General features: G+C 68.2%; 21 protein-coding genes. 14 read left to right on the top strand and 7 right to left on the bottom strand.

Features of this window, described 5'->3' with window-relative positions:
• The first annotated feature begins 25 nt into the window (after nt 1-25).
• Complete coding sequence (locus tag DF286_RS05600; protein WP_109270535.1) at nt 26-1,210, top strand: aspartyl/asparaginyl beta-hydroxylase domain-containing protein; 1,185 nt, start codon at nt 26-28, stop codon at nt 1,208-1,210.
• On the opposite strand, the gene mutS is transcribed toward DF286_RS05600, so the two are convergent.
• A complete protein-coding gene (gene mutS, locus DF286_RS05595) occupies nt 1,164-3,785 on the bottom strand; it encodes a DNA mismatch repair protein MutS (RefSeq protein ID WP_243444732.1) in 2,622 nt (873 codons plus the stop codon). The two genes, DF286_RS05600 and mutS, sit on opposite strands and share 47 nt — an antisense overlap.
• A gap of 101 nt (nt 3,786-3,886) precedes the next feature.
• On the opposite strand from mutS, the gene DF286_RS05590 reads away from it, so the two are divergent.
• Nucleotides 3,887-6,151 (top strand): NADP-dependent malic enzyme, encoded by a 2,265-nt coding sequence (locus DF286_RS05590; RefSeq protein WP_109270534.1) that lies wholly within the window; start codon nt 3,887-3,889, stop codon nt 6,149-6,151.
• Between the two features lie 31 nt (nt 6,152-6,182).
• Here DF286_RS05590 and DF286_RS05585 read toward each other — a convergent pair whose 3' ends face one another.
• Complete coding sequence (locus DF286_RS05585; protein ID WP_109270533.1) at nt 6,183-6,659, bottom strand: outer membrane protein assembly factor BamE; 477 nt, start codon at nt 6,657-6,659, stop codon at nt 6,183-6,185.
• Between DF286_RS05585 and DF286_RS05580 the strand changes: the two genes are divergently transcribed.
• The 3 genes from DF286_RS05580 to DF286_RS05570 are packed head-to-tail and all read left to right on the top strand — an operon-like array spanning nt 6,658 to nt 8,269.
• On the top strand, nt 6,658-7,314 hold the full coding sequence (locus tag DF286_RS05580; protein WP_243444731.1) for a ubiquinol-cytochrome C chaperone family protein: 657 nt from the start codon (nt 6,658-6,660) through the stop codon (nt 7,312-7,314). The genes DF286_RS05585 and DF286_RS05580 overlap by 2 nt on opposite strands.
• Complete coding sequence (locus DF286_RS05575) at nt 7,311-7,847, top strand: YceD family protein (protein WP_109270531.1); 537 nt, start codon at nt 7,311-7,313, stop codon at nt 7,845-7,847. Before DF286_RS05580 ends, DF286_RS05575 begins: the two co-directional genes overlap by 4 nt.
• Nucleotides 7,848-7,864: 17 nt before the next feature.
• The gene (locus DF286_RS05570; protein WP_109270530.1) at nt 7,865-8,269 is read left to right on the top strand and encodes a VOC family protein; all 405 of its coding nucleotides are present in this window, start codon (nt 7,865-7,867) and stop codon (nt 8,267-8,269) included.
• 118 nt (nt 8,270-8,387) lie between these two features.
• Here DF286_RS05570 and ssb read toward each other — a convergent pair whose 3' ends face one another.
• Nucleotides 8,388-8,864: a single-stranded DNA-binding protein gene (gene ssb / locus DF286_RS05565; protein ID WP_109270529.1), complete on the bottom strand. Its 477-nt coding sequence runs from the start codon at nt 8,862-8,864 to the stop codon at nt 8,388-8,390.
• A 98-nt stretch (nt 8,865-8,962) separates the two neighbouring features.
• Entirely contained in the window at nt 8,963-10,939 is a 1,977-nt protein-coding gene (locus DF286_RS05560; protein ID WP_109270528.1) for a cytochrome c/FTR1 family iron permease, read from the bottom strand.
• A 180-nt stretch (nt 10,940-11,119) separates the two neighbouring features.
• On the opposite strand from DF286_RS05560, the gene yajC reads away from it, so the two are divergent.
• The 4 genes from yajC to DF286_RS05540 are packed head-to-tail and all read left to right on the top strand — an operon-like array spanning nt 11,120 to nt 14,419.
• A complete protein-coding gene (yajC, locus tag DF286_RS05555) occupies nt 11,120-11,455 on the top strand; it encodes a preprotein translocase subunit YajC (protein WP_109270527.1) in 336 nt (111 codons plus the stop codon).
• Nucleotides 11,456-11,459: 4 nt separating this feature from the next.
• Entirely contained in the window at nt 11,460-13,064 is a 1,605-nt protein-coding gene (secD, locus tag DF286_RS05550) for a protein translocase subunit SecD (RefSeq protein ID WP_109270526.1), read from the top strand.
• Between the two features lie 9 nt (nt 13,065-13,073).
• On the top strand, nt 13,074-14,042 hold the full coding sequence (gene secF, locus DF286_RS05545; RefSeq protein WP_109270525.1) for a protein translocase subunit SecF: 969 nt from the start codon (nt 13,074-13,076) through the stop codon (nt 14,040-14,042).
• Nucleotides 14,042-14,419: an Mth938-like domain-containing protein gene (locus tag DF286_RS05540; protein ID WP_109270524.1), complete on the top strand. Its 378-nt coding sequence runs from the start codon at nt 14,042-14,044 to the stop codon at nt 14,417-14,419. Before secF ends, DF286_RS05540 begins: the two co-directional genes overlap by 1 nt.
• Nucleotide 14,420: 1 nt before the next feature.
• On the opposite strand, the gene DF286_RS05535 is transcribed toward DF286_RS05540, so the two are convergent.
• The gene (locus DF286_RS05535) at nt 14,421-15,584 is read right to left on the bottom strand and encodes a glycosyltransferase (RefSeq protein ID WP_109270523.1); all 1,164 of its coding nucleotides are present in this window, start codon (nt 15,582-15,584) and stop codon (nt 14,421-14,423) included.
• Nucleotides 15,585-15,701: 117 nt separating this feature from the next.
• On the opposite strand from DF286_RS05535, the gene DF286_RS05530 reads away from it, so the two are divergent.
• Genes DF286_RS05530 through DF286_RS05510 form a run of 5 tightly spaced genes read left to right on the top strand, consistent with a single transcriptional unit; the run spans nt 15,702 to nt 21,441 of the window.
• On the top strand, nt 15,702-16,517 hold the full coding sequence (locus DF286_RS05530; protein WP_109270522.1) for an outer membrane protein assembly factor BamD: 816 nt from the start codon (nt 15,702-15,704) through the stop codon (nt 16,515-16,517).
• 33 nt (nt 16,518-16,550) lie between these two features.
• Entirely contained in the window at nt 16,551-18,212 is a 1,662-nt protein-coding gene (recN, locus tag DF286_RS05525) for a DNA repair protein RecN (RefSeq protein ID WP_109270521.1), read from the top strand.
• Entirely contained in the window at nt 18,212-18,928 is a 717-nt protein-coding gene (locus DF286_RS05520) for a dienelactone hydrolase family protein (RefSeq protein WP_109270520.1), read from the top strand. Before recN ends, DF286_RS05520 begins: the two co-directional genes overlap by 1 nt.
• A 6-nt stretch (nt 18,929-18,934) precedes the next feature.
• On the top strand, nt 18,935-21,079 hold the full coding sequence (gene ligA / locus DF286_RS05515; RefSeq protein WP_109270519.1) for an NAD-dependent DNA ligase LigA: 2,145 nt from the start codon (nt 18,935-18,937) through the stop codon (nt 21,077-21,079).
• Between the two features lie 44 nt (nt 21,080-21,123).
• Complete coding sequence (locus tag DF286_RS05510) at nt 21,124-21,441, top strand: hypothetical protein (protein WP_109270518.1); 318 nt, start codon at nt 21,124-21,126, stop codon at nt 21,439-21,441.
• On the opposite strand, the gene DF286_RS05505 is transcribed toward DF286_RS05510, so the two are convergent.
• On the bottom strand, nt 21,438-22,361 hold the full coding sequence (locus DF286_RS05505; RefSeq protein WP_109270517.1) for a 50S ribosomal protein L11 methyltransferase: 924 nt from the start codon (nt 22,359-22,361) through the stop codon (nt 21,438-21,440). The two genes, DF286_RS05510 and DF286_RS05505, sit on opposite strands and share 4 nt — an antisense overlap.
• Nucleotides 22,362-22,462: 101 nt before the next feature.
• Entirely contained in the window at nt 22,463-23,170 is a 708-nt protein-coding gene (locus tag DF286_RS05500) for an SDR family NAD(P)-dependent oxidoreductase (protein ID WP_109272035.1), read from the bottom strand.
• Nucleotides 23,171-23,196 lie beyond the last annotated feature (26 nt).

The raw sequence follows: 23,196 nt of genomic DNA, 5'->3' as shown, positions 1-23,196 counted from the left end.
GCAGGTGCGGTTATGATCCTAAGCCATGGTAGGGGGAGACACTCAGCTCAGTCCACTGGAGCAGGCCGGTTTCGAGGCGCTGCGCCGGGGCGACGTGGCAGGAGCGCGCGCGGCGCTGGAGAGGTTCACGGGCACGGGCAACGCTCCACCGCGCGCCTGGATGCTGTTCGCCCGCACCTGTGAGATGCAAGGGGATGCGGCGGCTGCGGAGCGGGCGCTGGACCAGGTGCTCGCCGCCGATCCGCGGAACCTGCGCGCCAACCTGATGAAGGGCGACCTGCTGACGCGGAGCGGCGAGGACCGCGCGGCCGTCTCCTGGTACAAGCGGGCGCTCAGTCTCGCCCAGGGTGCGGGACCGCTGCCGAACGACCTTGTGGACGGGCTACGCCGCGCCGAGGCGGCGACCCGCGCCGCGACCGGCCGCTTCCAAGATCATCTGACCGGTCGGCTCGCGTCCGCAGGTATCGATCTTAGCCAAAGCTATGGGCGCTTCGCCGAATCGATCGACATATTGACCGGCGCGAAGGCGCCGCAGCTCCAGCAGCCGACCAGCTTCTATTATCCGCGGCTTCCGCAAATCGCCTTCTACGAGGCCGAGGACTTTCCCTGGCTCGACGACATGCTGGCGGCGCTGCCGGACATGCGCGCCGAGGCCGAGGCCGTGCTGGCGGGCCACGGCGGTGTCGCGCCCTATGTCCAGCGCGCCAAAGACCGTCCGGAGACGACGCACAAGCTGCTCGACGATCCGAGCTGGAGCGCCTTTCACCTGTGGCGTGACGGCGAGCCGATCGCCGAGAACGCGGCGCGCTGCCCGGCGACGATGAAGGCGCTGGAGGCGGCGCCGATGCCGCGCATCAATGAACGATGGCCGATCGCCCTGTTCTCGATCCTCAGGCCGGGGACGCATATCGAGCCCCATTGCGGCATGGTGAACACCCGCCTCATCTGCCACATCCCGCTGATCGTGCCCGAGGGCTGCCGCCTCCGCGTCGGAAACGAGACGCGGGTGGTGGAGGAAGGCAAGCCGCTGCTGTTCGACGACAGCATCGAGCATGAGGCCTGGAACGACGGCGACGCGATCCGCGCCATCCTGCTGTTCGAGGTCTGGCGGCCGGAACTAACGGAGGAGGAGCGGCACGCGCTCACCGTCATGTTCGAGGCGATCAGCGACTATTCGCGTCCGCCGGAGACTCCGCCGACAGCCGCTTGAGCCGGTAGAGCGCGTCCAGCGCCTCGCGCGGGCTGAGCGCGTCCGGCTCGATCTCGCCCAGCGCGTCGCGAAGCGGATCCGTCTTGGGCTCGGCCTCGGCCGCAGCGGCGAAGAGGGGGAGGTCGTCGAGGCCTGCGGCGATGCCGCCGGTGGCGGCGCGGCCTTCCTCCAGTTTGGCGAGGACCGAGCGGGCGCGGGCGAGAACGGGCGGCGGCAAGCCGGCCAGCTTGGCGACGGCGAGGCCGTAGCTGCGATCGGCCGGCCCTTCCGCCACTTCGTGGAGGAAGACGAGCTCGCCCTTCCACTCGCGCGCGCGGACGTGATGGAGGGACAGAGCGTCGAGCCGCTCCGCCAGCCGGGTCAACTCGTGATAATGGGTGGCGAAGAGGCAGCGGCAGCGATTGCGGTCGTGGATCGCCTCGACCACCGCCCAGGCGATGGCGAGGCCGTCATAGGTGGAGGTGCCGCGGCCGACCTCGTCGAGGATGACGAAGCTGCGTTCCGTCGCTTGGGAAAGGATGGCGGCGGTCTCGACCATCTCGACCATGAAGGTCGAGCGGCCGCGCGCGAGATTGTCGGACGCGCCGACGCGGCTGAACAGCCGGTCGACGAGGCCGAGCTTCGCCCGGGCGGCGGGCACATAGGCGCCCGCCTGGGCGAGGATGGCGATGAGGGCATTCTGGCGAAGGAAGGTCGACTTGCCGCCCATATTGGGACCGGTGACGAGCCAGAGACGCCCGTCCTCCGACAGCGCGCAATCGTTGGCGACGAAGCGGTCGCCGCTCGTGCGCAGCGCGTCCTCCACCACCGGATGCCGCCCGGCTTCGATCTCGAAGCAGCTGTGCGTCTCGAAATGCGGGCGGCACCAGCCGCCCTCGGCCGCGCGTTCGGCCAGCGCCGCCGCGACATCGAGCCGCGCCAGCGCGTCGGCGGCGGCGGCGATCACGTTGGCACGTTCCAGCGCGGCCGCGATCAGCTCTTCCAGATGCGCGGCTTCGGCGGCGAGCGCGTGAGCGCCTGCCTGGCCGACCCGCACCGCCTGCTCGTGAAGGTCGGGCGCGTTGAAGCGGACGACGCCGGCCAGGGTCTGGCGGTGGGTGAAGCCCGAGTCCGCGCCCATCAGCTTGTCGGCATGCTTGGCCGGCACCTCGATATGGTAGCCGAGGACGCCATTGTGCCGGATCTTCAGCGCCGGAATGCCGGTCTGCTGACGGTATTTCGCTTCCAGCCCGGCGATCGCCCGCCGCCCCTCGCCACCGGTGGCGCGAAGCTCGTCCAGCGCGGCATCATAGCCCTCGGCGATATAGCCGCCCTGCGCGGTATCGATCGGCGGCGCAGGCACCAGCGCGCGCGACAGCAGGTCGACCAAGGCGCCGTGGCCGGTGAGCGTCGGCAGCAGCGCCGCGAGAAGCGGAGGCTGCTCGGCCTCGCGAGCCAGCCGGTCGTGAAGGCGGCGCGCTTCGTTGAGTCCGTCCCGGAGTTGCCCGAGGTCGCGCGGGGAGCCGCGGCCGGCGGCCAGCCGCCCGAGCGCCCGGCCGATGTCGGGAAGCGCCTTGAGCTGCTTCCTTATGGCGTCGCGGAAACCGGAATCGCCTTCGAACAACGCCACCAGGTCGAGCCGCGCTTCGATGGCCGAGCGGTCGAGCAGAGGCGCGCCGAGATCGGCGGCGAGCAGGCGGGCGCCGGCACCCGTCACGGTGCGGTCCACGGCGGCGAGCAGGCTGCCCGCGCGGGTGCCCGCCTGCGATTTGGTAAGCTCCAAGCTTTCCCGCGTCGCCGCGTCGATCATCATGTGATCGTCGGCCGCGAGCGCTACCGGCGGCCGGAGGAAGGGCAGCGATTCTCGCGCAACTTCCTCGAGATAGGCGAGGAGGCCGCCGGCCGCGGCGAGCGCGGCGCGGTCGAACTGGCCGAAACCGTCCAGGGTGGCGACCCCGAACCGCTCCTTGAGCCGCCGTTCGGCCGAGAGGCTATCGAACCCGGCGCGGCGCTCGATCACGCCCGTAAGCGGCTCGGGAGAGATTATTTCCGCCGCCCCCAGCCGCGCCAGCTCCGAATCGAGCGCCCCCGATGACACGGACGTCAATTCGAAGCGGCCGGTCGAAATATCGGCGGCGGCGAGGCCGAAGCGTTCGCCCGCCCGCGCCACCGCCACCAGCCAGTTGGAGGCGCGCGAATCGAGCAGCGCCTCTTCGGTGAGGGTCCCGGCGGTGACGACGCGGACTATGGCGCGGGCGACGACGGCCTTGGAGCCGCGCTTCTTGGCCTCGGCCGGGCTTTCGGTCTGCTCGGCGATGGCGACGCGGTGGCCGGCCTTGATCAGCCGCGCGAGATAGGATTCGGCGGCGTGGATCGGGACGCCGCACATCGGTATCGGCTGCCCCTCATGTTCACCCCGCGCGGTCAGGGCGATGTCGAGGCAGGCGGCCGCCGCCTTGGCGTCGTCGAAGAACAGCTCGAAGAAGTCCCCCATCCGGTAGAAGAGCAGGCAATCCTCCACCTCCCCTTTCAGCGCCAGATACTGCGCCATCATGGGTGTGGGCGCGGAGGCCGTTTCCTTGAGCTTGGTCGCCATCCGTTCAGCGATAAAGGCTCGGCACGCTTCATGAAACCGGCTTGTGGCTTGCCCCCATCGCAAATCGGCGCCTAGAGCAGGCGAAAATAGGAGAGGCCCGCATGAGCGAAGGCAGCAACGTCAAATTTTCCGAAGCCGAAGCGCTCGCCTTCCACGCCGAAGGACGGCCCGGCAAGATCGAGATCATCGCCTCCAAGCCGATGGCGACGCAGCGCGACCTGAGCCTCGCTTACTCCCCCGGCGTTGCCGTGCCGGTTCGCACCATCGCCGAAGATCCCGCCGCGGCCTACGACCTCACCGCCAAGGGCAATCTCGTTGCCGTCATTTCCAACGGCACCGCCATTCTCGGCCTCGGCAATCTCGGCCCCCTCGCCGCCAAGCCGGTGATGGAAGGCAAGGCGGTCCTGTTCAAGCGCTTCGCCGACGTCGACTCGATCGATCTTGAGGTCGCGACGGAGGACGTCGACGCCTTCATCAACGCGGTCGCCCTCCTGGAGCCGAGCTTCGGCGGCATCAACCTCGAGGACGTCAAGGCGCCGGAATGCTTCATCATCGAGCAGACGCTGCGCGAGCGGATGAACATCCCCGTCTTCCACGACGACCAGCACGGCACCGCGATCATCACCGCCGCCGGCGTGATCAACGCCTGCTACCTGACCGGCCGGGATTTGAAGGACGTGCGGGTGGTGGTGAACGGCGCCGGCGCGGCCGCGATCGCCTGCACCGAGCTCATCAAGTCGATGGGCGTGCGTCCCGACAATGTGATCATGTGCGACCGCAAGGGCGTGATCTATCGAGGGCGCGAAGGGAGCATGGACCAGTGGAAGTCCGCCCATGCGGTGGACACCGACCGCCGGACCCTTGCCGAGGCGCTGGACGGCGCCGACATCTTCCTCGGTCTCTCGGCGGCCGGCGCGCTGAAACCCGAGATGGTGAAGGCCATGGCCAAGAGCCCGATCATCTTCGCGATGGCCAATCCCGATCCCGAGATCACGCCGCCCGAAGCCAAGGCAGCGCGGCCCGACGCCATCATCGCCACCGGCCGCTCCGACTATCCCAACCAGGTGAACAACGTGCTGGGCTTCCCCTTCATCTTCCGGGGCGCGCTCGACGTGCGCGCAACCACCATCAACGACGAGATGAAGATCGCCGCCGCGCAGGCCCTCGCCGAGCTCGCTCGCGAGGCCGTGCCCGAGGAGGTCGCAGCGGCCTATGGCGGCAAGGCGCACAGCTTCGGCGCCGACTATATCATCCCCGCGCCTTTCGACCCGCGGCTGATGGAGGTCGTGCCTGCCGCGGTCGCCAAGGCAGCCATGGAGAGCGGCGTCGCCCGCTTCCCGATCAAGGATCTCGAGGAATATCGCACCCAGCTGAAGTCGCGGCTCAATCCCACCACGTCGGTGCTCACCCTCGCCTATGAAGGCGCGAAGGCCGATCCAAAGCGGGTGATCTTCGCCGAAGGCGAAGAGGATGTCGTGCTTCGCGCCGCCATCGCCTTCCGCGACGGCGGCTATGGCATTCCCATCCTCGTCGGCCGTGACGATGTGCCGGACCGGCTTCGCGCGCTCGGCGTCGACGACCCCGAAAGCTTCGAGTTCGTCAACAGCCGCACCTATGGCCGCGTGCCGGAAATGGCCGATTATCTATACGAACGGCTGCAGCGGCGCGGCTATCTTCGCCGCGAAGTCGAGCGCATGGTGAACCAGGACCGCAACACCTTCGCGGCGTTGCTGCTCGCGCTGGGCGAGGCCGACACGCTGATCAGCGGCGTGACGCGGCCCTATGGCCAGACCATACGTCAACTCCGCCGCGTGCTCGACGCCAAGCCGGGCTGCACGCCGTTCGGCATCCATGTGCTGGTCGGCCAGAGCCACACCATCTTCATGGCCGACACGACCGTGACCGAGCGGCCGACCTCTGAACAACTCGCCGATATCGCGACGCAAACCGCGGCCGTGGCGCGGCGCATGGGCCATGAGCCGCGCGTCGCCTTCCTCTCCTATTCGACGTTCGGCAATCCGGAGGGCACCTTCCTCGAGAATATAAGGGGCGCGGTCCGCCTTCTCGACCAACGCGGCACCGATTTCGAATATGAAGGCGAGATGGCGCCCGACGTGGCGCTCAACCGGTCGCTCGCGCCCATCTATCCGTTCAGCCGCCTCACCGGCCCCGCCAATGTGCTGGTCATGCCCGGCCTCCAGTCGGCCAACCTGTCTGCGAAGCTCTTGAAGGAGCTGGGCGGCGACGCGGTGATCGGACCGATGCTGGTCGGCATGGCGCAGCCGGTGCAGGTCGCCGCGATGACCTCCACCGCGTCGGACCTCGTCACCCTGGCCGTACTGGCGGCGGGCGGAATCGTGCGCTGAACGCCGGCCGTCCCATCGGCGGCCGGAACGGTCAGTCCCGGTTGCTCGTGGGCGCGTTCATGCCGCCGGCACCGACCTGGCCGATATTGCCGAACAGCTCCCGGAAGAAGCCGCGCTTGCGGCCGAGGGTCGGCGTCTCGGCGTTCATGGGATCGATCCCCACCACCTGATCGAGGCCGGATTGCTCGACGGAGGCGACGTTGCCGGCTTCGTCGAAACGCACATGGAGCACCGTCTGGTCGACCGGCTTGGGATTGTTGAAGGCGAGCTGACGCGTCTGGCGCGAGACATAATACCAGTCGCGCTCGGTGAACTGGCCGGTGAAGGTCGGCCGGCCGAGCGTCGCCTGCACCGACTGCTGGTTGTCGATCCCCGGCTGTATCGCCGAGACGAGCACGGGATCCATGACATAGCCCTGGCGGTCGGGGATGGCCGTGCAGCCGGCGGCGGCAAGGCCGAGGAACAGCGCCAGTGCGGGTCCGGCGAAACGGGCTGAGGCGAGAGTCATGCGCGAAAGTCTCCTGAAAACGGCCGGCGCCCTGCTCCGCCGCCGGGGCACGCCTTGCGGGCGGCCGCGTCTCGCCCCAATATGCAAGATCGACCTACAGGCGCAAGAGCGCCTCGCTCCGACTCAAGAGGATAGTTTGGCCTTCCTGTCGCGAATCTTCGGCGAAAAGCGCGATCGCGAGCGCCTTCGCCCGCTCTATGCGGAGATCGTTGCGCTCGCGCGCGACCCCGCCTGGTATCGAGAGGGCGAGGTCCCCGACACGCTCGACGGCCGCTTCGACATGGTCGCGGCCGTGCTGGCGCTGGTGCTCCTCAGGCTGGAACGGGAGGGCGACGCCGCGAAGGACGAGTCGGTGCTCCTGACCGAAGCCTTCATCGCGGATATGGACGGCAGCGTGCGGCAACTGGGGATCGGCGATTTGATGGTCGGCAAGCATGTCGGCCGGATGGTGAGCGCGCTCGGCGGCCGCGTCGCCGCCTTTCGCGAAGCGGCCGCTGGCCCCCTGGATACGCCGGTGACGCGGAACATCTTCCACGAGTCGCCGCCCTCCGAGGCGGCGGTGCGCTTCGTGAGCGCCCGGCTCGCCGATCTTCGCGACCGGATGGCGGCCTTTCCCGCCGACCGGCTGCTGGCCGGGGAGGTGCCAAGGTCATGATGCCCGAGTTCAGCCGGACGGTGCGGATCGACACGCTGGGCGATGCCGCCCGGACGATGGAGATCGCCGCCGACGCGCCGGAGCGGGCGGCACTGGCCGAGCGTTTCGACCTTGCCGCCATCGATCGGCTCTTCGCCCGGCTGTCGATGAGCCGGAAAGGCGACAGGATCGCGGCGAACGGCACATTGCAGGCAGCCGTCACCCAAAACTGCGTCGTGACCGGCAATCCCGTGCCGGCCGAGATCGAGGAGCCTTTCGCCCTCGAGTTCCGGCCGCAGCCAGCCACCGGGGCGGAGGAAGAGATCGAGCTGGGCGAGGCGGAGATGGACGTCATCTTCTATGACGGAGCCATGATCGATGTCGGCGAGGCGGTGGCGGAGACCCTGTCGCTCGCCCTGGAGCCCTACCCCCGCTCGCCCGAAGCCGAGGCGGCGCTGGACGCCGCCGGAATCAAGGACGAGACGCAGGCAGCGCGCGAAGAGGCCGAGGCCAAGGAGAAGCGCAGTCCATTCGCCGTCCTCCGCAAGTCATAGACGGAAGGGAGAGCATCATGAACGGCGTCACACCCTATCTCACCATTGGCGGCGGCCGAGCGAATGAGGCGGTCGATTTCTATAAGCGCGCCTTCGACGCCGAGGAGCTCGGCCGTCATCCGGCCGATGACGGCAAGCGGCTGATGCACGCGCATCTCTCCGTCAACGGCGCCGACCTCATGCTGTCCGACGATTTTCCGGAATTTCATGGCGGCGGTGCCGCGCCGGCACCCGCCGGCGTCAAGATTCACCTGGCGGTCGAGGATGCCGATCAGGCCTGGTCGCGCGCGGTCGGCGCCGGCGCGGAGGTGACGATGCCGCTCGCCGACCAATTCTGGGGCGATCGCTACGGCCAGCTCAAGGACCCGTTCGGCCACCGCTGGTCGATCGGTGCCCCCAGCCGGGAACCCGATCAGGGCTAGATTGAGCCAATCTCTGGCATTTGCCGCATCGTCATTGCGAGGAGCAAAGCGACGAAGCAATCCAGCTGAGGGACTGGATTGCTTCACTGCGCTCGCAATGATCTAACGGTCTAACGGGTCAGAACGGGACGTCGTCGTCCAGGTCGCTGTCGAAAGCGGGCTGCGGGCGAGACTGGGGACGGTTGCCGCCGCCGAAGCCGCTGCTGTCTCCATAATCGTCGCCATAGCCACCGCCGCCCGATCCGCCGCCCTTGCTGTCGAGCAGGACGAGCTCACCGCGGAAACGCTGCAGCACGACTTCCGTCGAATATTTGTCCTGGCCCGACTGGTCCTGCCATTTGCGGGTCTGGAGCTGGCCTTCCAGATAGACCTTCGACCCCTTGCGCAGATAGGATTTGGCGACGCGGCCGAGATTCTCGTTGAAGATCACGACGCGGTGCCACTCGGTCCGCTCCTGGCGGTTGCCGTCCCGGTCCTTCCAGCTCTCGGACGTGGCGACGCGAAGGTTCACCACCTCGCCGCCATTGTTCAGCGACCGCGCCTCGGGATCGTCGCCGAGGTTGCCGACCAGAATCACTTTGTTCACGCCCGCCATCGGCCATTCTCCTAACCGTCACGCGGCAACGCGCCGCGCCTCTTGCGCACCACCTACGCGATTGTCGCGACGGAATCCAAGGCCTTGCCGACGGCGGATCACTCGGCGGGAGTAGCCGCGGCCTCGCTCTTGCTCCGCCGGGTCGAGCGGAAGCCGAAGATGACGATCAGCAGGGTCAGGAGCTGCGCTCCCAGCGCCTCGGCGGTCGGCGAGATACCGAGGATCGGCACCCTCGGACCATCGGGCACCAGCGTGATCGGGAGCATGCCCGCCTCCTGCAGCGCGGCCACGCCCTTGCCGGCGAGAACGACGGCGAGAACGGCGATCAGGATCGAGCTGTAGGCGAAGAACTGCGTGATCGGCAGCTTGCGGCTGTAGCGCAGCATCACCCAGGCGATGATCGCCAGCAGCACCAGCGCGGCCACCGCGCCGGCCAGAATCGTCCCGCCATTCCCCTGCGTCCACAGGGCGGCGTAGAAGAGGATCGTCTCGAACACCTCCCGATAGACGACGACGAAGGCGAGGGCGGCCATGAACCAGGCCGAGCCGCGCGAAAGCGCGCTGTTCATCTTCGACTGGATGTAGCGCCGCCATTCGTCGGCCTGCGACTTGCCGTGCATCCAGATGCCGACGGACAGCAGCACGACGGCCGCGAGCAGCGCGCCGAAGCCTTCGGTCAACTCACGGCTCGCGCCGCTGATGGTGATGAAATGGGTGGCGGCGAACCAGGTGGCGACGCCGGCGACGAGGGCCGCGACCCAGCCGCCATGGACGTAGCGCAGCTGCTCGGTCCGGTCGGCCTTGCGCAGGAAGGCGATCATGGCGATCACCACCAGCAGCGCCTCCAGCCCCTCGCGCAGCAAGATGGCGAAGGCGCCGAGGAAGGTGGAGAGCTCGCTCGCCGCTTCGGGGGCCAGCGCGGTCTCGGCGCGGGCGAGGAGCCCGTCGATTTCGGCAAGCTGCTGCCTGAGCTCCGCCTCCGGGCGACCGGCGGAAACCGCCGCCCGGTAGCCGGAAAGCGCCTGTTCGACTTCCAGCATCAGCTTGCCGTCGCGAGTCGCGAGCACCGCCTCGACCGGCTCGAAGCCGTCGAGATAGGCCGAAAGAGCGAGCTCCACGGCGGCCTTCCGATCGCCTGTAGCGTAGGCGGCGAGGCTCTGCGCGAGCTTGTCGCGCACCATATCGAGCGAACCCGAGCCGCCGGTGGCCACGACCGCGCCGGGATTGGCGCGGAGATAGGCGATCACCGCATAGGCCTGCTCTTCGCCGATCTTGTCCGCGAGCGCCGCCGGGGTGATGGCGGTCAGCGCCGCCATGTCGGGAATGAGCCGGCGCAGCTCCTCATTGTCGTTCCAGATTTGCTCGCCCTCGGCGGCGCCTTCGAAGGCGATTCCGCCGACATAGGAGGCGAGCGCCCAGCGGTCCTGATCCGGCATCGACGCGAAGCTCTGCATCGTCGTGCCTTCGAGGCCTTGCGTGATGACCTGATAGAGGCCGAAGACGCTCCGCTCCCTCGCCCGCTCGCGATCCGTGAAGTCGATCGGCGGCGGATCGAGCGCGGCGAAGGCGGCCGGGGGCGACTCTCCCGCGGCGCCGTGGCAGGCGGCGCAGTTCTGCGCGTAAAGCGCGGCCGCGCTGTCGACATCCGGAGCGGTCGTCGGCGCGAGCGGCACCGGATGGGCCGCCAGCAGGTCGGCGGCGAGGCCGCGCGCGAGCGTGGCTACCTCGGAAGGGGGCACCTTGGCCACGATCGCCTCCCGCAGACGGCTCGCATCCGCCGTCAATTCGGCCTGCGCCGGCGACGCGGGCAGCGCCGCGATGCGCTCGCCGACCGAGTTGGAGAACTCGACCATTTCGTCATATTCGAACTGGCTGACGATCCGGCCGTCCTGCACCGCCGCTCCATAATCGACGGCGATATAGTCGAGCAGCCGCCACGTGGTCTGCACGCCGTTGTCGCCGGACTGCGCCTGGGCGGGCAGCGCGAGCACCAGGAGAGCAAGGAAAAGCGAGCAGAGGAGGGCGGGAGCCAGCCTGGAGGAGAGGCGGCGCGGAGCGTGAGCGGTGCCGGTCATGCGGCACGATTAGCATGCTGCGATTGATTATCAATAACGAATGGAAGCCGAAGCGCGGATGTCTCAGCCCGGGTCTCCCGACGCGACCGGCCTTGCTTGCCTAACGGGCCATCGCCATGATAGTCGCGCGCCCTTCTGGACGGGTCCGCCCCGGATCGCTTCTCATCAGGTAAGATATTCATGTTCGCAACGCCCGCTTATGCCGCAAACGGCGCCGCCGCCACGGGAGGAGCCGCGGGGTTCTTCGTCTCGATCTTCCCGCTGGTCCTCATCTTCGTCATCTTCTACTTCCTGTTGATCCGTCCGCAGCAGCGCCGGATGAAGCAGCATCAGGCGATGATCCAGGCGGTGAAGAAGAACGACATGGTCGTCACCGGCGGCGGTTTGGTCGGCAAGGTCACCAAGGTCGACGAGGCCGAGGTCGAGGTCGAGATTGCCCAGGGTGTCCGGGTGAAGGCGCTCAAATCCACCCTGTCCGACGTGCGCCCGCACGGCACCAAGCCCGCGAACGACTGACGCCATGCTCGATTTCCCGCGCTGGAAGGTCTGGTGGGTCAGCCTATTGCTGGTCGTCGGCGTCGCCTTCGCCGTCCCCAGCTTCTTTCCTGAAGAGCAGGTGGCCAAGTGGCCGAGCTTCCTCCCGCGCATGCAGGTCAACCTTGGCCTCGACCTCGCCGGCGGCAGCCACCTGCTGCTCGAGGCCGACACGAGCGACGTAGCCCAGCAGCGCATCGCGCTGATGGAGGAGACGGTGCGCACCGAAATGCGCCGCGCGTCGCCTCGAATCCAGATCGGTGATATTTCGACCTCCGGCGGCAAGGTCAGCTTCATGGTGCGCGATCCCGCCCGCGTCGACGCGGCGGTGGAGATCATGCGATCGATCACCCAGCCGATCGGCCTCGGCGGCCAGCGCGACTGGAACGTCAACGTCATCGACACCAGCCGCATCGTGCTGACGCCGACCCAGTCCGGCCTGGGAGCGGCGCTCGACAGCGCCATGGATGTGGCCCGCGAGGTGGTCTACAACCGCGTCGATCCGGACGGCACGCGCGAGGTGACGATCGTTCGCCAGGGCAGCGACCGCATCCTCGTCCAGGTCCCGGGCCTCGATGATCCCGAAGGCCTGAAGGAGCTGCTCGGCAAGACGGCGCGGCTCGATTTCAAGCTGGTCGATCTCGATGCCGATCCGGCGCAGCTGGCCCAAGGCCGGGCGCCGCCGGGAAGCCAGGTCCTGCCCTATCCGGATAATCCCATGGGCGTCCCCTATATCGCGGTCGAGCGTCGCGCGATGGTGACCGGCGACCAGCTGATCGACGCCCAGCAGGGCTTCGACGCGACGACCAACGAGCCGGTCGTCAACATCCGCTTCGATGGTGCCGGCGGGCGTCGCTTCGCCCGGGTGACGCAGGACAATGTCGGCAAGCCCTTCGCCATCATCCTCGACGACGTCGTCATCTCGGCGCCCAACATCAACGAGCCGATCCTCGGCGGCCAGGCGCAGATATCCGGCAGCTTCACCGTCGAGAGCGCCAACGACCTCGCCATCCAGCTGCGCTCCGGCAAGTTGCCGGTCGAGCTGAAGGTGGTCGAGGAGCGGACCGTCGGCCCCGACCTCGGCGCCGATTCCATCCGTCTCGGCATCATCGCCGGCGTGGTCGGCACCGTGCTCGTCCTCGCCTTCATGCTCCTCACTTATGGCCGCTTCGGCGTCTACGCCAATATCGCGCTGATCCTGAACGTGCTGCTGATTCTCGGCATCATGGCGATCTTCAACGCGACATTGACCCTGCCCGGCATCGCCGGCTTCGTGCTGACGATCGGCGCGGCGGTCGACGCCAACGTCATCATCAACGAGCGCATCCGCGAGGAAGCGCGGCGGGGGCGGACGATCATCTCGTCGATCGAGCATGGCTACAAGGAAGCGCAGACGGCGATCTTCGACGCCAACATCACCAACGTCATCGCCGGCATGCTGCTCTTCTATTTCGGCTCCGGCCCGGTGCGCGGCTTCGCGGTCGTGATGATGATCGGCATCGTCACGTCTGTGTTCACCGCCGTCACCGTCACCCGCATGTTCGTGTCGCTATGGCTGGGCCGCAAGCGACCGACGGCGCTCAGGATTTAAGGGACCGACATGCGTCTTCTCAAACTGGTTCCCGACAATACCAACATCGATTTCCTGCGCTGGCGCGGGATCGCCATCACCTTCTCGGTGATGATGATCGTGGCGTCGGTCGCGCTGGTCGCCGTGAAGGGCCTGAACTTCGGCGTCGATTTCGCCGGCGGCCAGATGCTTCGCGTGAGCTTCGCCCAGCCGGTCTCGCTCGACGAGCTGCGCGACGATGTCGGCGGCATCGGCCTCGGCGAACCCAGCATTCAGGAATTCGGCTCTCCCAGCGAGGTTTCGATCCGGCTGCCGCTGCCCGAGGGCGGCGAAGAGGGCGCCAACGCCGCGGCCTCGCGGGTGCGCGACATGCTCGAGGCCGAGTATCCCGGCTCCCGCATCGACGCGGTCGAGACGGTCTCGGGCAAGGTCTCGGACGAGTTGGTGCGCGACGGTGCGCTGGCGCTGCTGCTCGCGATGATCGGCATCGCCATCTACATCTGGATTCGGTTCGAATGGCAGTTCGGCGTCGGCTCGCTCTTCTCGCTGTTCCATGACGTGACGATCACGCTCGGATTCTTCGCGCTGACCCAGATGGAGTTCGACTTGAACGTCATCGCGGCGCTGCTGACGCTGATCGGCTATTCGTTGAACGACACCATCGTCATCTACGACCGAGTGCGCGAGAATCTGCGCAAATACCGCAAGATGGACATTACTTCGCTGCTCAACCTGTCGATGAACGAGACGCTGGCGCGCACCATCGCGACCAACCTCGCCATGCTGCTGGCGCTAGGCTCGCTGATGTTTCTCGGCCCCGACGTCATCCAGAGCTTCACCACGGCCCTGCTGATCAGCGTCGTCATCGGCACCTACTCGACGATCTACATCGCCGCGCCCTGGCTCGTCTGGCTGAAGGTCAATTCCGACAGCTTCATCCCCAAGACGGCCGCGCCGGGCGGGGCCGAGCGGGTGGCGAGCCACAACGAAGGCTATTGATGCCCAGGATCGACCGCGATCCCGCGGCCAGCGGCCCGGTTGTCCAGGGCTTTGCCGGCGGCGGCTTCTCGGTCGACGGGGGCATCTACAAGGCGCTGCTGCTGACGCCGGAGCGGGCGGACTCCTGGGAGCCGCCCGAGCTTCGGGCATTGACGGTCGAGCATCTGGCTCCGCTCCTCTCGCTCGATCCGCAGCCTGAATTCATCCTCATCGGCACTGGCGCGGTCACGTCCTTTCCGCCGCGCGCGCTGGTCGCGGCGCTGGAGGCGCGCGGCATCGGCGTCGAATCGATGGACAGTCGCGCCGCGGCCCGGACCTGGGGTATGCTTCGCGGCGAGGAGCGCTGGATCGCGGCCGCCCTTCTTCCGCTAGGCTGATCTATCGAACGAGGGCGCCGAGATGCTCTCGTAGCTCGCGGGCATTCCGGTCCCAGCTGAACCGCTCCGCCGCGGCGCGCGCGGCGGCGGGTGCTGGAGGCGCGGCCAGAAGGTCGCGGACGGCGGCGGCGATGGCTCCCGCCTCGCGTCCCACCAGTCGGCCCGCTTCCGACCGGTCCACCACCTCGCGGGCGCCGCCGACGTCGCTGATCACGATCGGCGTGCCGCAGGCGAGCGCTTCGACCCAGACATTGGCGAGACCTTCGGACTGTGAGGCGAGGACCATCACGTCGGCCGCCGCGAGCAGCCTTGGCAATTCCTCGTGCGGCCGGTTGCCGAGGAATCGCACCCGTCCGGCAAGCCCGTTGTCGCGCGCATATCTGTGCAGGGCGCTTCTGTCTGGCCCGTCCCCGACGATGAGCAGAGTCGCGTCGTCCAGCTCGCTCAGCGCCTCCAGCACCAGGTCTTGTCCCTTGCGCGGGACCAGCGCTCCGGCCGTGACGAGCAGCGGTCCTTCCACGCCCAGCCGGGCCTTGGCCGCGTGCCGGTCGATGGGTTTGAACCGGTCGAGGTCGACTCCGGTATAATGAACGCGAATCGGCTCCGCCGGCAGGCCGAGCGTCACCATATCCGCCTTCAGCGCCGAACTGACCGCCAGCAGCCCGTCCGCCGCCCTGCCCGCTTCGAGGATCTGCTCGCCGATACCCGGTCGGGCGCCCCAATAGTGGATATCGGCTCCCCGCGCCTTGATCGAAAAGGGGACGCCCAGCGCCCGCGACAGGTGCATGGCGGCCGCTCCGTCAGGCCAGAAGAATTCCGCGGCGATCACGTCGAAGGGAAAGCGCGACCTCAAGGCGCGGAGCCGCGGCAGCAGCGCCTTCGCCATGGCGCGCGCCGCCTGTGCCTTGCCTACCTTCGGCATCGCCCGAAACCGGGGCCGGTGGACAGTCAGACCTTTCCAGTCTTCCTGCCGCGGCAGCCGCGCCCGAGGGGCATAATGGGGGTGCAGCAAGGCGGGCCAGGGTGGAAGGCCGAGGGCGGACACCACCTCGAGCCCCACGTCGTCGAGGCTCGCGAGACCCAGCGTCTGCCGCTCCACGAACACGCCCAGCGTCGGCTGCGCCGCATGGGGAAACAGCGTCGAGAGAGTGAGGACCCTGAGCATGAAGCGCGCATAGCAGGCGCGCCTTGTCAGCTGATTAAAGCGCGGTTCAGGCAGTCGGGCGTCTTTCGGTCCCTATCCCGCTTGGCCTCGCCCCGAGCCTTCGCTAAGAAGCCCGACATGCTGCATAACATGCCACGCCCCCTTGCCGCTCTTCTGGTCGCCGCCGCGACCGCCTCGCTCGCTGCCTGCGCGGGAGGGAGCGGTAACAAGGATGTTGATACTTCCTACGTCGCTCGCGACGTCAGCACCCTCTATTCCGCGGGCAAGACGCGGCTGGAGCGAGGGCAGTTCCCGCTGGCGGCCGGCCTGTTTGACGAGGTGGAGCGTCAGCACCCTTATTCGGTCTGGGCTCGGCGCGCGCAGCTGATGAGCGCGTTCAGCTATTATATGGCGCGCGATTACACCAAGGCGATCCAATCCGCGCAACGCTTCTTGTCGATCCACCCCGGCAACAAGGATGCGCCCTACGCTCATTATCTGATCGCGATCAGCTATTATGAGCAGATTGCGGACGTGAACCGCGACCAGAGCATTTCCCAGCAGGCTCTGGCGTCGCTGGGCGAGCTGGTCCGCCGCTATCCCAACACCGACTATGCCGCCGACGCGCGGCTGAAGATCGATCTGGTGCGCGATCATCTCGCCGGCAAGGAAATGGAGATCGGCCGTTTCTACCAGCGGCGGAACCAATGGCTCGCCTCGGTGCTGCGCTTCCGCAACGTCGTCGAGGAATATGAGACGACGACTCACGCGCCCGAGGCCTTGATGCGGCTTACCGAGTCCTACCTGGCGCTCGGCATCCCGGAGGAGGCGCGAAAGGCTGCGGCCGTGCTCGGCGCCAACTATCCCGGCTCCAAATGGTATGAGCGCGCCTATGAGCTGGTGCAGAAGAACGCCCCGGCGCCGACCCAGACGGCGGCCAAGCCTGGCGCTTGATCTGACGAATCCCGCAATGGCAAAAGCCGGTATATGCTGACCGGCCTTTCCATCCGCGACGTCGTCCTCATCGACACGCTTGACCTGGAGTTCGGGCCCGGGCTCGGCGTCCTCACCGGCGAGACGGGCGCGGGAAAATCCATCCTCCTCGACGCGCTCGGCCTGGCGCTCGGCGCCCGCGCCGACAGCGGCCTCGTGCGGGACGGCCAGCCGCAGGCGGTGGTCAGCGTCAGCTTCGAAGTGCCTCACGATCACCCCGCGCTGGACCTGCTTCGCGACAATGCGCTGGAGCCCGAGCCTGGCGAGCCGCTCGTCATCCGCCGCATCGTCAAGTCGGACGGCGGCAGCCGTGCCTTCGTCAACGACCAGTCCGCCTCGGTGGGCCTGCTCCGCGACCTCGGGTCGCTGCTGGTCGAGATTCATGGGCAGCACGACGATCGCGGCCTGCTCAATCCGCGCGGGCACCGCGCCCTTCTCGATGCCTACGGCCGAATCGACACGTTGGCCTGCGAAGGCGCCTATCGCGACTGGCGCACCGCTGAGGCGAAGCTCGCCGCCACCCGCGAGGAAATCGAGCTCGCCGCCCGCGATCGCGATTATCTCCAGCATGCGGTCGCGGAGCTCGCCAAGCTGGCACCGCAACCGGGCGAGGAGGAGGAACTCGCCGAGCTACGGGCCAATATGCAGAAGGGCGCGAGGCTCGCTGAAGACATCGCGGTGGCCGGACAATTGCTGGAGGGTTCGGAAGGGGGGCTCTCCCTCCTCCGCCAGGCCGCGCGGCGCCTGGAGCGGATCGCCGACGAGCATGAGAAATTGGGCGAGGCGCTCGCCGCCCTCGACCGCGCCGTGATCGAGGCGGCCGATGCCGAGGACCGCCTCGCCGAAGCCGCCGAGGCGCTCGCCTATGATCCGGCCCGCTTGGAGGAAGCCGAAGCCCGCCTGTTCGAAATCCGCGCGCTTGCCCGCAAGCACCGGGTCGAGCCCGACGCGCTGCCGGCCCTCGCCGAGGACCTCGCCGCCAAGCTCCACGCGATCGAGGTCGGCGACGAGAGCCTCGCCGCGCTCGAGACGGCGGCGCACGACGCGCACCGTCGCTACGCCGAAGAGGCGGCCCGGCTGACCGACGCGCGGGCCGGCGCGGCGGAGCGCCTCGATGCCGCCGTGGCGGGCGAGCTGGCTCCGCTGAAGCTCGATGCCGCCAAATTCCGCACTGTCGTCGAGTCGCTCGACGAAGCGCACTGGTCGGCCGCGGGCCGGGACCGGGTGGAGTTCGAAGTCTCGACCAACCCCGGCGCCCCCTTTGCGCCGCTCATCAAGATCGCCAGCGGCGGCGAGCTCAGCCGCTTCATCCTGGCGCTGAAGGTCGCGCTCGCCGAGGAAGGCGGCGCCACCACCATGATCTTCGACGAGATCGACCGCGGCGTCGGCGGCGCGGTGGCGAGCGCCATCGGCGAACGCCTCCACCGGCTGGCGGAGGGCGCGCAGCTGCTGGTCGTCACTCACAGCCCCCAGGTCGCCGCGCGCGGCAACCGCCACCTGCTCATCGAGAAGAGCCACCAGGGTCTGGTCACCCGCACCAGCGTCCACGCCCTGGGCGAGGACCGGCGCCGCGAGGAGATCGCCCGGATGCTCTCGGGGGCCGAAATCACCGACGAAGCGCGCGCCCAGGCGACGCGCCTGCTGGAGGCTGCCTGATGACCATCGAAACACGCTGCGTGGAGACGACGCACGACGGCGCCCTGCTCGAAGGCGTGCTGGCGTTTGATCCCGCCGCGGCGCCGCGCCCGACGGTGATGATCTTTCACAGCTGGGCCGGCCGCTCGGACGCCGAGGTCGAGGTCGCCCGGCGCATGGCGGCACTGGGTTATGCCGGCCTTGCCTGCGATCTCTACGGAAAGGGCAAGCGCGGCACCAACAAGGAGGAATGCGAAGCCCTGATGAATCCGCTGATGGCGGATCGGGACTTGCTGCAATCGCGCCTTCTTCATTGGCTCGAAACCGTGCACGCGCTTCCCGAGGTCGACGGCGATCGGATCGCGGCGCTGGGCTTCTGCTTCGGCGGCCTCTGCGCCCTCGATCTCGCCCGGACCGGCGCGGACGTCCGCGGCGTCGCCAGCTTCCACGGCCTGTTCATCCCGCCCGGCAACCGCGAGGGCACGCCGATCCAGGCGCGCGTCATCGCCTTCCACGGCTGGGACGATCCGATGGCACCGCCCGACCATGTCGGCGCCCTGGGCGAGGAGCTGACCCGCGCCGGCGCGGACTGGCAGATCCACGCTTATGGCGGCACGATGCACGCCTTCACCAATCCGGGCGCTGCCGATCCCGCCGCAGGCCTCCTCTACAATCCGACGGCCGCCGGCCGAGCCTGGACGTCCTTCGAGGCCTTCCTCGCTGAAATCTTTGGCTGAGGCGGCATGACGGAAGTGCCCGAACGGCTGGACGAGAAGGCCGCCGCCGCCGAACTGGCGCGGCTCGCGGAGGCGATCGCCCACCACAACCGCCTCTATCATGCCGAGGATGCGCCGGAGATTTCCGACGCGGCCTATGACGCGCTGGTCCGCCGCAACGCGGAGCTGGAGGCGGCCTTTCCGCATCTGGTGCGAGAGGACAGTCCCTCGCGGCAGGTCGGGGCGGTGCCGGCCGGGCCGCTCGCCAAGGTGCGTCACGCCGCGCCGATGCTCAGCCTCGACAACGCCTTTTCCGAAGAGGATGTCGCGGATTTCATCGGTCGCGTCAGCCGCTACCTCAATCTCGCGCCGGACGAGCCGATCGCCGTCACGGCGGAGCCCAAGATCGACGGCCTCTCCTGCTCCCTGCGCTACGAGAGGGGCCAACTCGTCCTCGCCGCGACCCGCGGCGACGGCACCACGGGGGAGGACGTCACCCCCAATGTGCGCACCATTTCAGACATCCCGCAGCGCCTGAGACTCCGTTCGTCGACCGAGGTTGAGTCGGAAGTGCCCGATGTTTTCGAAGTCCGGGGCGAGGTCTATATGTCCAAGGCCGATTTCGCGGCCTTGAACGAGCGCCAGGCGGAAGCGGGCGGCAAGATCTTCGCCAACCCGAGGAACGCCGCCGCCGGGTCGCTGCGCCAGAAGGATGCCGCCGTCACCGCCGCCCGGCCCCTGCGATTCCTCGCCCATGGCTGGGGCGAGGTGTCGGAGCTTCCCGCCGACACGCAATGCGACATGATGCGCGTCATCAGTGGCTGGGGCCTGGCCGTGTCGCCGGATTTCCAACGGTTCACCGGCCTGGACGCGATCTTCGCCCACTACCGCGCCATCGAGGCGAAGCGCGCCGACTTGCCCTTCGACATCGATGGCGTCGTCTACAAGGTCGACCGGCTCGACTGGCAGAAGCGGCTGGGCCAGGTGGCACGCGCTCCGCGCTGGGCGATCGCTCACAAATTCCCGGCGGAAAAGGCGCAGACGACCCTCAAGGCCATCGACATCCAGGTCGGCCGCACCGGCAAGCTCACCCCGGTGGCGCGGCTGGAGCCGGTCAATGTCGGCGGCGTCACCGTCACCAACGCCACCTTGCACAATGCCGACGAGATCGAGCGGCTCGGCGTCCGTCCGGGCGACCGCATCGTCATCCAGCGCGCCGGCGACGTCATTCCCCAGGTGCTGGAGAATCTGACCCGGGATGAGGATCGGCCAGCCTATGTCTTCCCGACCGAATGCCCCGAATGCGGCTCCGATGCGGTGCGGGAGGAAGGCGAGGTCGACATTCGCTGCACCGGCGGCCTCATCTGCCCGGCCCAGCGGGTCGAGCGGCTCCGCCACTTCGCCAGCCGTCACGCGCTCGACATAGAAGGGCTCGGCCTCGTCCATATCGAGAGCTTCTTCCGCGACGGCCTCATCCAGTCGCCGGCGGACATCTTCAAGCTCACCAAGGAGCAGCTCCTTTCCCGCGAACGCTGGGCGGAGCTGTCGGCCGCCAATCTGATCGCCGCCATCGATGCCCGGCGCCAGCCGCCGCTCGACCGCTTCCTCTTCGCCCTTGGCATCCGCCATGTCGGCGAAGTGACGGCGCGCGATCTCGCCCGGCGCTATCGCTCCTTCGACAATTTCATGGCGATGATCGACCGGGCGCTTGCCGTGCGCGCCGAGACCCGGCCGACGCCGGCCGAACCGGATCGGAAATTCGCCCAGCGCCGCGACAAGGCGGTGGTGGCGGTGATCGACACGCCCAATATCGGGCCCGAGGTCGCCAATGCGATCCTCGACTTCTTCGAGGAACCGCACAATCGCGAGGTGGTGGGCGACATCCTCGCCTCAGGCGTCGCGCCGCAGGACGTGGTCCACGAAACCCGCGCCTCGCCGGTCAGCGGTAAGACCCTGGTCTTCACCGGCAGCCTCGAAACCCTGTCCCGCGACGAAGCCAAGGCGCAGGCCGAGTCCCTCGGTGCCAAAGTGTCGGGTTCCGTCTCGGCCAAGACCGATTTGGTCATCGCCGGCCCCGGCGCCGGCTCCAAGCTCAAAAAGGCCCAGGAACTCGGGGTCGAAGTGATCGACGAGGCGGCCTGGGCCGAGATCGTGCGGCAAGTGGCGGGCTGACTCTCCCTGACATCGTGCTAGAATTGCGGACAAGGAGAGGGAGTATGCGCACCCTGAGCCTTATCGCCATGGCCGCGATACAGCTCGCGCCTGGCGCCGTGCCGACCATCGCGAAAGCGGCCTCCGAACCTGCCGACGGCGAAGCCAGCCAGGTCGATCGCCAAGGCGCCACGACCGTTCATCGGTCCGATTGCCTGTCCATTCAGCGGCAGGTCGCCGGCGAAGATCGGCGATATCCGGGCATGCGGCTGGACCAGCAGCCCCCGGGCCGGCTTCTTCATGCCGTCGACCGCCAGGTGGACGGCTGTCGCACCGTCACTTTCGTGGCCGAGGAGCGCGTGCGGCGTTCGCGGGAGCGCTAGCGCCAGCCCAGCGACTTGCGCTTGCGCATGACCAGGGTCGGCCAATCGCCCCGGACGATACTGGAGCTCAGCATCAGCCCCTGCCGGCGATAGGCGGCGGCCACGGCATCGGCCTGATGGTCGAGCAGACCGGCGAGCATCAGGCGGCCGCCGGGCTGCAGCGCTGCCGCGACCGATGGAGCGAGCTCGATCAGCGGCCCGGCAAGGATGTTGGCGATGATGAGGTCATAGGGGGCGCGCGCCTTCAGCCGCGCATGCTCCAGCCCCGGCGCCACGGCCAGCTCGACCTGGCCCCGCGCGCGGCCGAGCGCGATTCGGTTGATCCCCGCATTCTCCTCGGTCACTTCGATCGAGACCGGATCGATGTCGGAGGCCGTCACCCGCGCCGCCGGCCAGAGCTTCAGCGCCGCGAAGGCGAGGAGGCCGGTGCCGGTGCCGAGATCGAGGATGTTGGAGAAATGGCCGCCCGTCGCCTTCAATCGGTCGAGCGCCATCAGGCAGCCGGTCGTCGTCTCATGCTGGCCGGTGCCGAAAGCGCGGCCGGCGTCAATCTCCAGTGGCACGGCTTCGGCCGGAACCTTGTCGCGATGCGCGGGGGTGTGGACGAAGAAGCGGCCGGCGCGGATCGGCTCCAGACCTTGCTGGGAGAGCGTCACCCAATCCTCGTCGCTGAGCTTCTCGACGACGGGCTCCGCATCGGCTGCGCTCGGTGTCAGCGTCTTTAGCGCCGCAAGCGTCTCCGCCCCGGGCTCCTCGTCGAAATAGGCCTCAAGCAGCCATTCCTCCGGCCGCGCGGGATCGGGCTCGCGCGTCATCAGCACCGGCGTCGTCTCCAGCAGCACGAGCTGCGAGATGTCGGCCGCGACCGCTTCCGCTTCCGCCTTGGTGCAGGGCAGGGACGCCTTCCAGCTATCGGACATCGATGCGACTCCTCATCGTCATTGCGAGCGGAGCGAAGCAATCCAGCCTTGCGCCGACCTGGACTGCTTCGCCGCTCCGCTCCTCGCAATGACGAGGGCTGTTATCGGACAAAGCTGGCTCCGTTGACGTCGATCACGGCCCCCGTCGCCGACGCGGGCGCGTCCACGGCCAGCCAGCGCACCGTCTCCGCAATCTCGTCGGTCGTCGCGACGCGGCCGAGCGGGATGTCGGCGAGCAGCTTGGAGCCACCGCGGCTCTCAACATAATCCTCGGCCATGCCGGTCATGGTGAAGCCGGGGCAGACCGCGAAGGCGAGGATGCTCTCGCCCGCATAACCGCGCGCGATCGTCTTGGTCATGCCGATCATGCCGGCCTTGGACGCGGCATAATGCCAGTGCTGCGGCGAATCGCCCCGATAGGCCGCCCGGCTCGCCACATTGACGAGGCGCCCGCTGCCACGCTCGCGAAAGTGCAGCACGGCAAGCCGGCAGAGCTCGGCGGAGGCCGTGAGATTGACGCGCATCGTCCGCTCCCAGGCGGCGAGCCAATCGTCATGCGGCTGGTCGATCGGCGCCGCCTCGAAGATGCCGGCATTGTTGACCAGAACGTCGATGCGGCCGCCGAGCCGCTCCAGCGCCTCGCTCCAGAGCCGTTCGGGCGCGCCGGCCTTAGAAAGATCGGCGGCAATGCGATGATCGTCGCCGTCGCGGCTCGAATGGCCGACGACATTGTGCGCGGAAAGCGCGGCGGCGATGGACTTGCCGATGCCCCGGCTGGTGCCGGTGACGAGGATGTTGAGCTTGGTCATGCCCCGGCGATAGGCGGGCACGGCGC

Origin of the sequence: Sphingosinicella humi (assembly GCF_003129465.1) — a bacterium.
Lineage (GTDB): Bacteria > Pseudomonadota > Alphaproteobacteria > Sphingomonadales > Sphingomonadaceae > Allosphingosinicella > Allosphingosinicella humi.
The sequence above is the reverse complement of the archived record's forward strand: the minus strand, read 5'-3'. Positions and strand labels throughout refer to the sequence as shown.

Coding starts and splice junctions, on each gene's coding strand:
- DF286_RS05530 (WP_109270522.1), top strand. CDS start 15,702: ATGCTGCATAACATGCCACGCCCCCTTGCCGCTCTTCTGGTCGCCGCC.
- DF286_RS05580 (WP_243444731.1), top strand. CDS start 6,658: ATGCGCGAAAGTCTCCTGAAAACGGCCGGCGCCCTGCTCCGCCGCCGG.
- DF286_RS05590 (WP_109270534.1), top strand. CDS start 3,887: ATGAGCGAAGGCAGCAACGTCAAATTTTCCGAAGCCGAAGCGCTCGCC.
- DF286_RS05535 (WP_109270523.1), bottom strand. CDS start 15,584: ATGCTCAGGGTCCTCACTCTCTCGACGCTGTTTCCCCATGCGGCGCAG.
- yajC (WP_109270527.1), top strand. CDS start 11,120: ATGTTCGCAACGCCCGCTTATGCCGCAAACGGCGCCGCCGCCACGGGA.
- DF286_RS05500 (WP_109272035.1), bottom strand. CDS start 23,170: ATGACCAAGCTCAACATCCTCGTCACCGGCACCAGCCGGGGCATCGGC.
- DF286_RS05570 (WP_109270530.1), top strand. CDS start 7,865: ATGAACGGCGTCACACCCTATCTCACCATTGGCGGCGGCCGAGCGAAT.
- secD (WP_109270526.1), top strand. CDS start 11,460: ATGCTCGATTTCCCGCGCTGGAAGGTCTGGTGGGTCAGCCTATTGCTG.
- DF286_RS05585 (WP_109270533.1), bottom strand. CDS start 6,659: ATGACTCTCGCCTCAGCCCGTTTCGCCGGACCCGCACTGGCGCTGTTC.
- DF286_RS05600 (WP_109270535.1), top strand. CDS start 26: ATGGTAGGGGGAGACACTCAGCTCAGTCCACTGGAGCAGGCCGGTTTC.
- ligA (WP_109270519.1), top strand. CDS start 18,935: ATGACGGAAGTGCCCGAACGGCTGGACGAGAAGGCCGCCGCCGCCGAA.
- DF286_RS05540 (WP_109270524.1), top strand. CDS start 14,042: ATGCCCAGGATCGACCGCGATCCCGCGGCCAGCGGCCCGGTTGTCCAG.
- mutS (WP_243444732.1), bottom strand. CDS start 3,785: ATGGCGACCAAGCTCAAGGAAACGGCCTCCGCGCCCACACCCATGATG.
- DF286_RS05560 (WP_109270528.1), bottom strand. CDS start 10,939: ATGACCGGCACCGCTCACGCTCCGCGCCGCCTCTCCTCCAGGCTGGCT.
- ssb (WP_109270529.1), bottom strand. CDS start 8,864: ATGGCGGGCGTGAACAAAGTGATTCTGGTCGGCAACCTCGGCGACGAT.
- DF286_RS05575 (WP_109270531.1), top strand. CDS start 7,311: ATGATGCCCGAGTTCAGCCGGACGGTGCGGATCGACACGCTGGGCGAT.
- secF (WP_109270525.1), top strand. CDS start 13,074: ATGCGTCTTCTCAAACTGGTTCCCGACAATACCAACATCGATTTCCTG.
- DF286_RS05505 (WP_109270517.1), bottom strand. CDS start 22,361: ATGTCCGATAGCTGGAAGGCGTCCCTGCCCTGCACCAAGGCGGAAGCG.
- DF286_RS05520 (WP_109270520.1), top strand. CDS start 18,212: ATGACCATCGAAACACGCTGCGTGGAGACGACGCACGACGGCGCCCTG.
- recN (WP_109270521.1), top strand. CDS start 16,551: ATGCTGACCGGCCTTTCCATCCGCGACGTCGTCCTCATCGACACGCTT.
- DF286_RS05510 (WP_109270518.1), top strand. CDS start 21,124: ATGCGCACCCTGAGCCTTATCGCCATGGCCGCGATACAGCTCGCGCCT.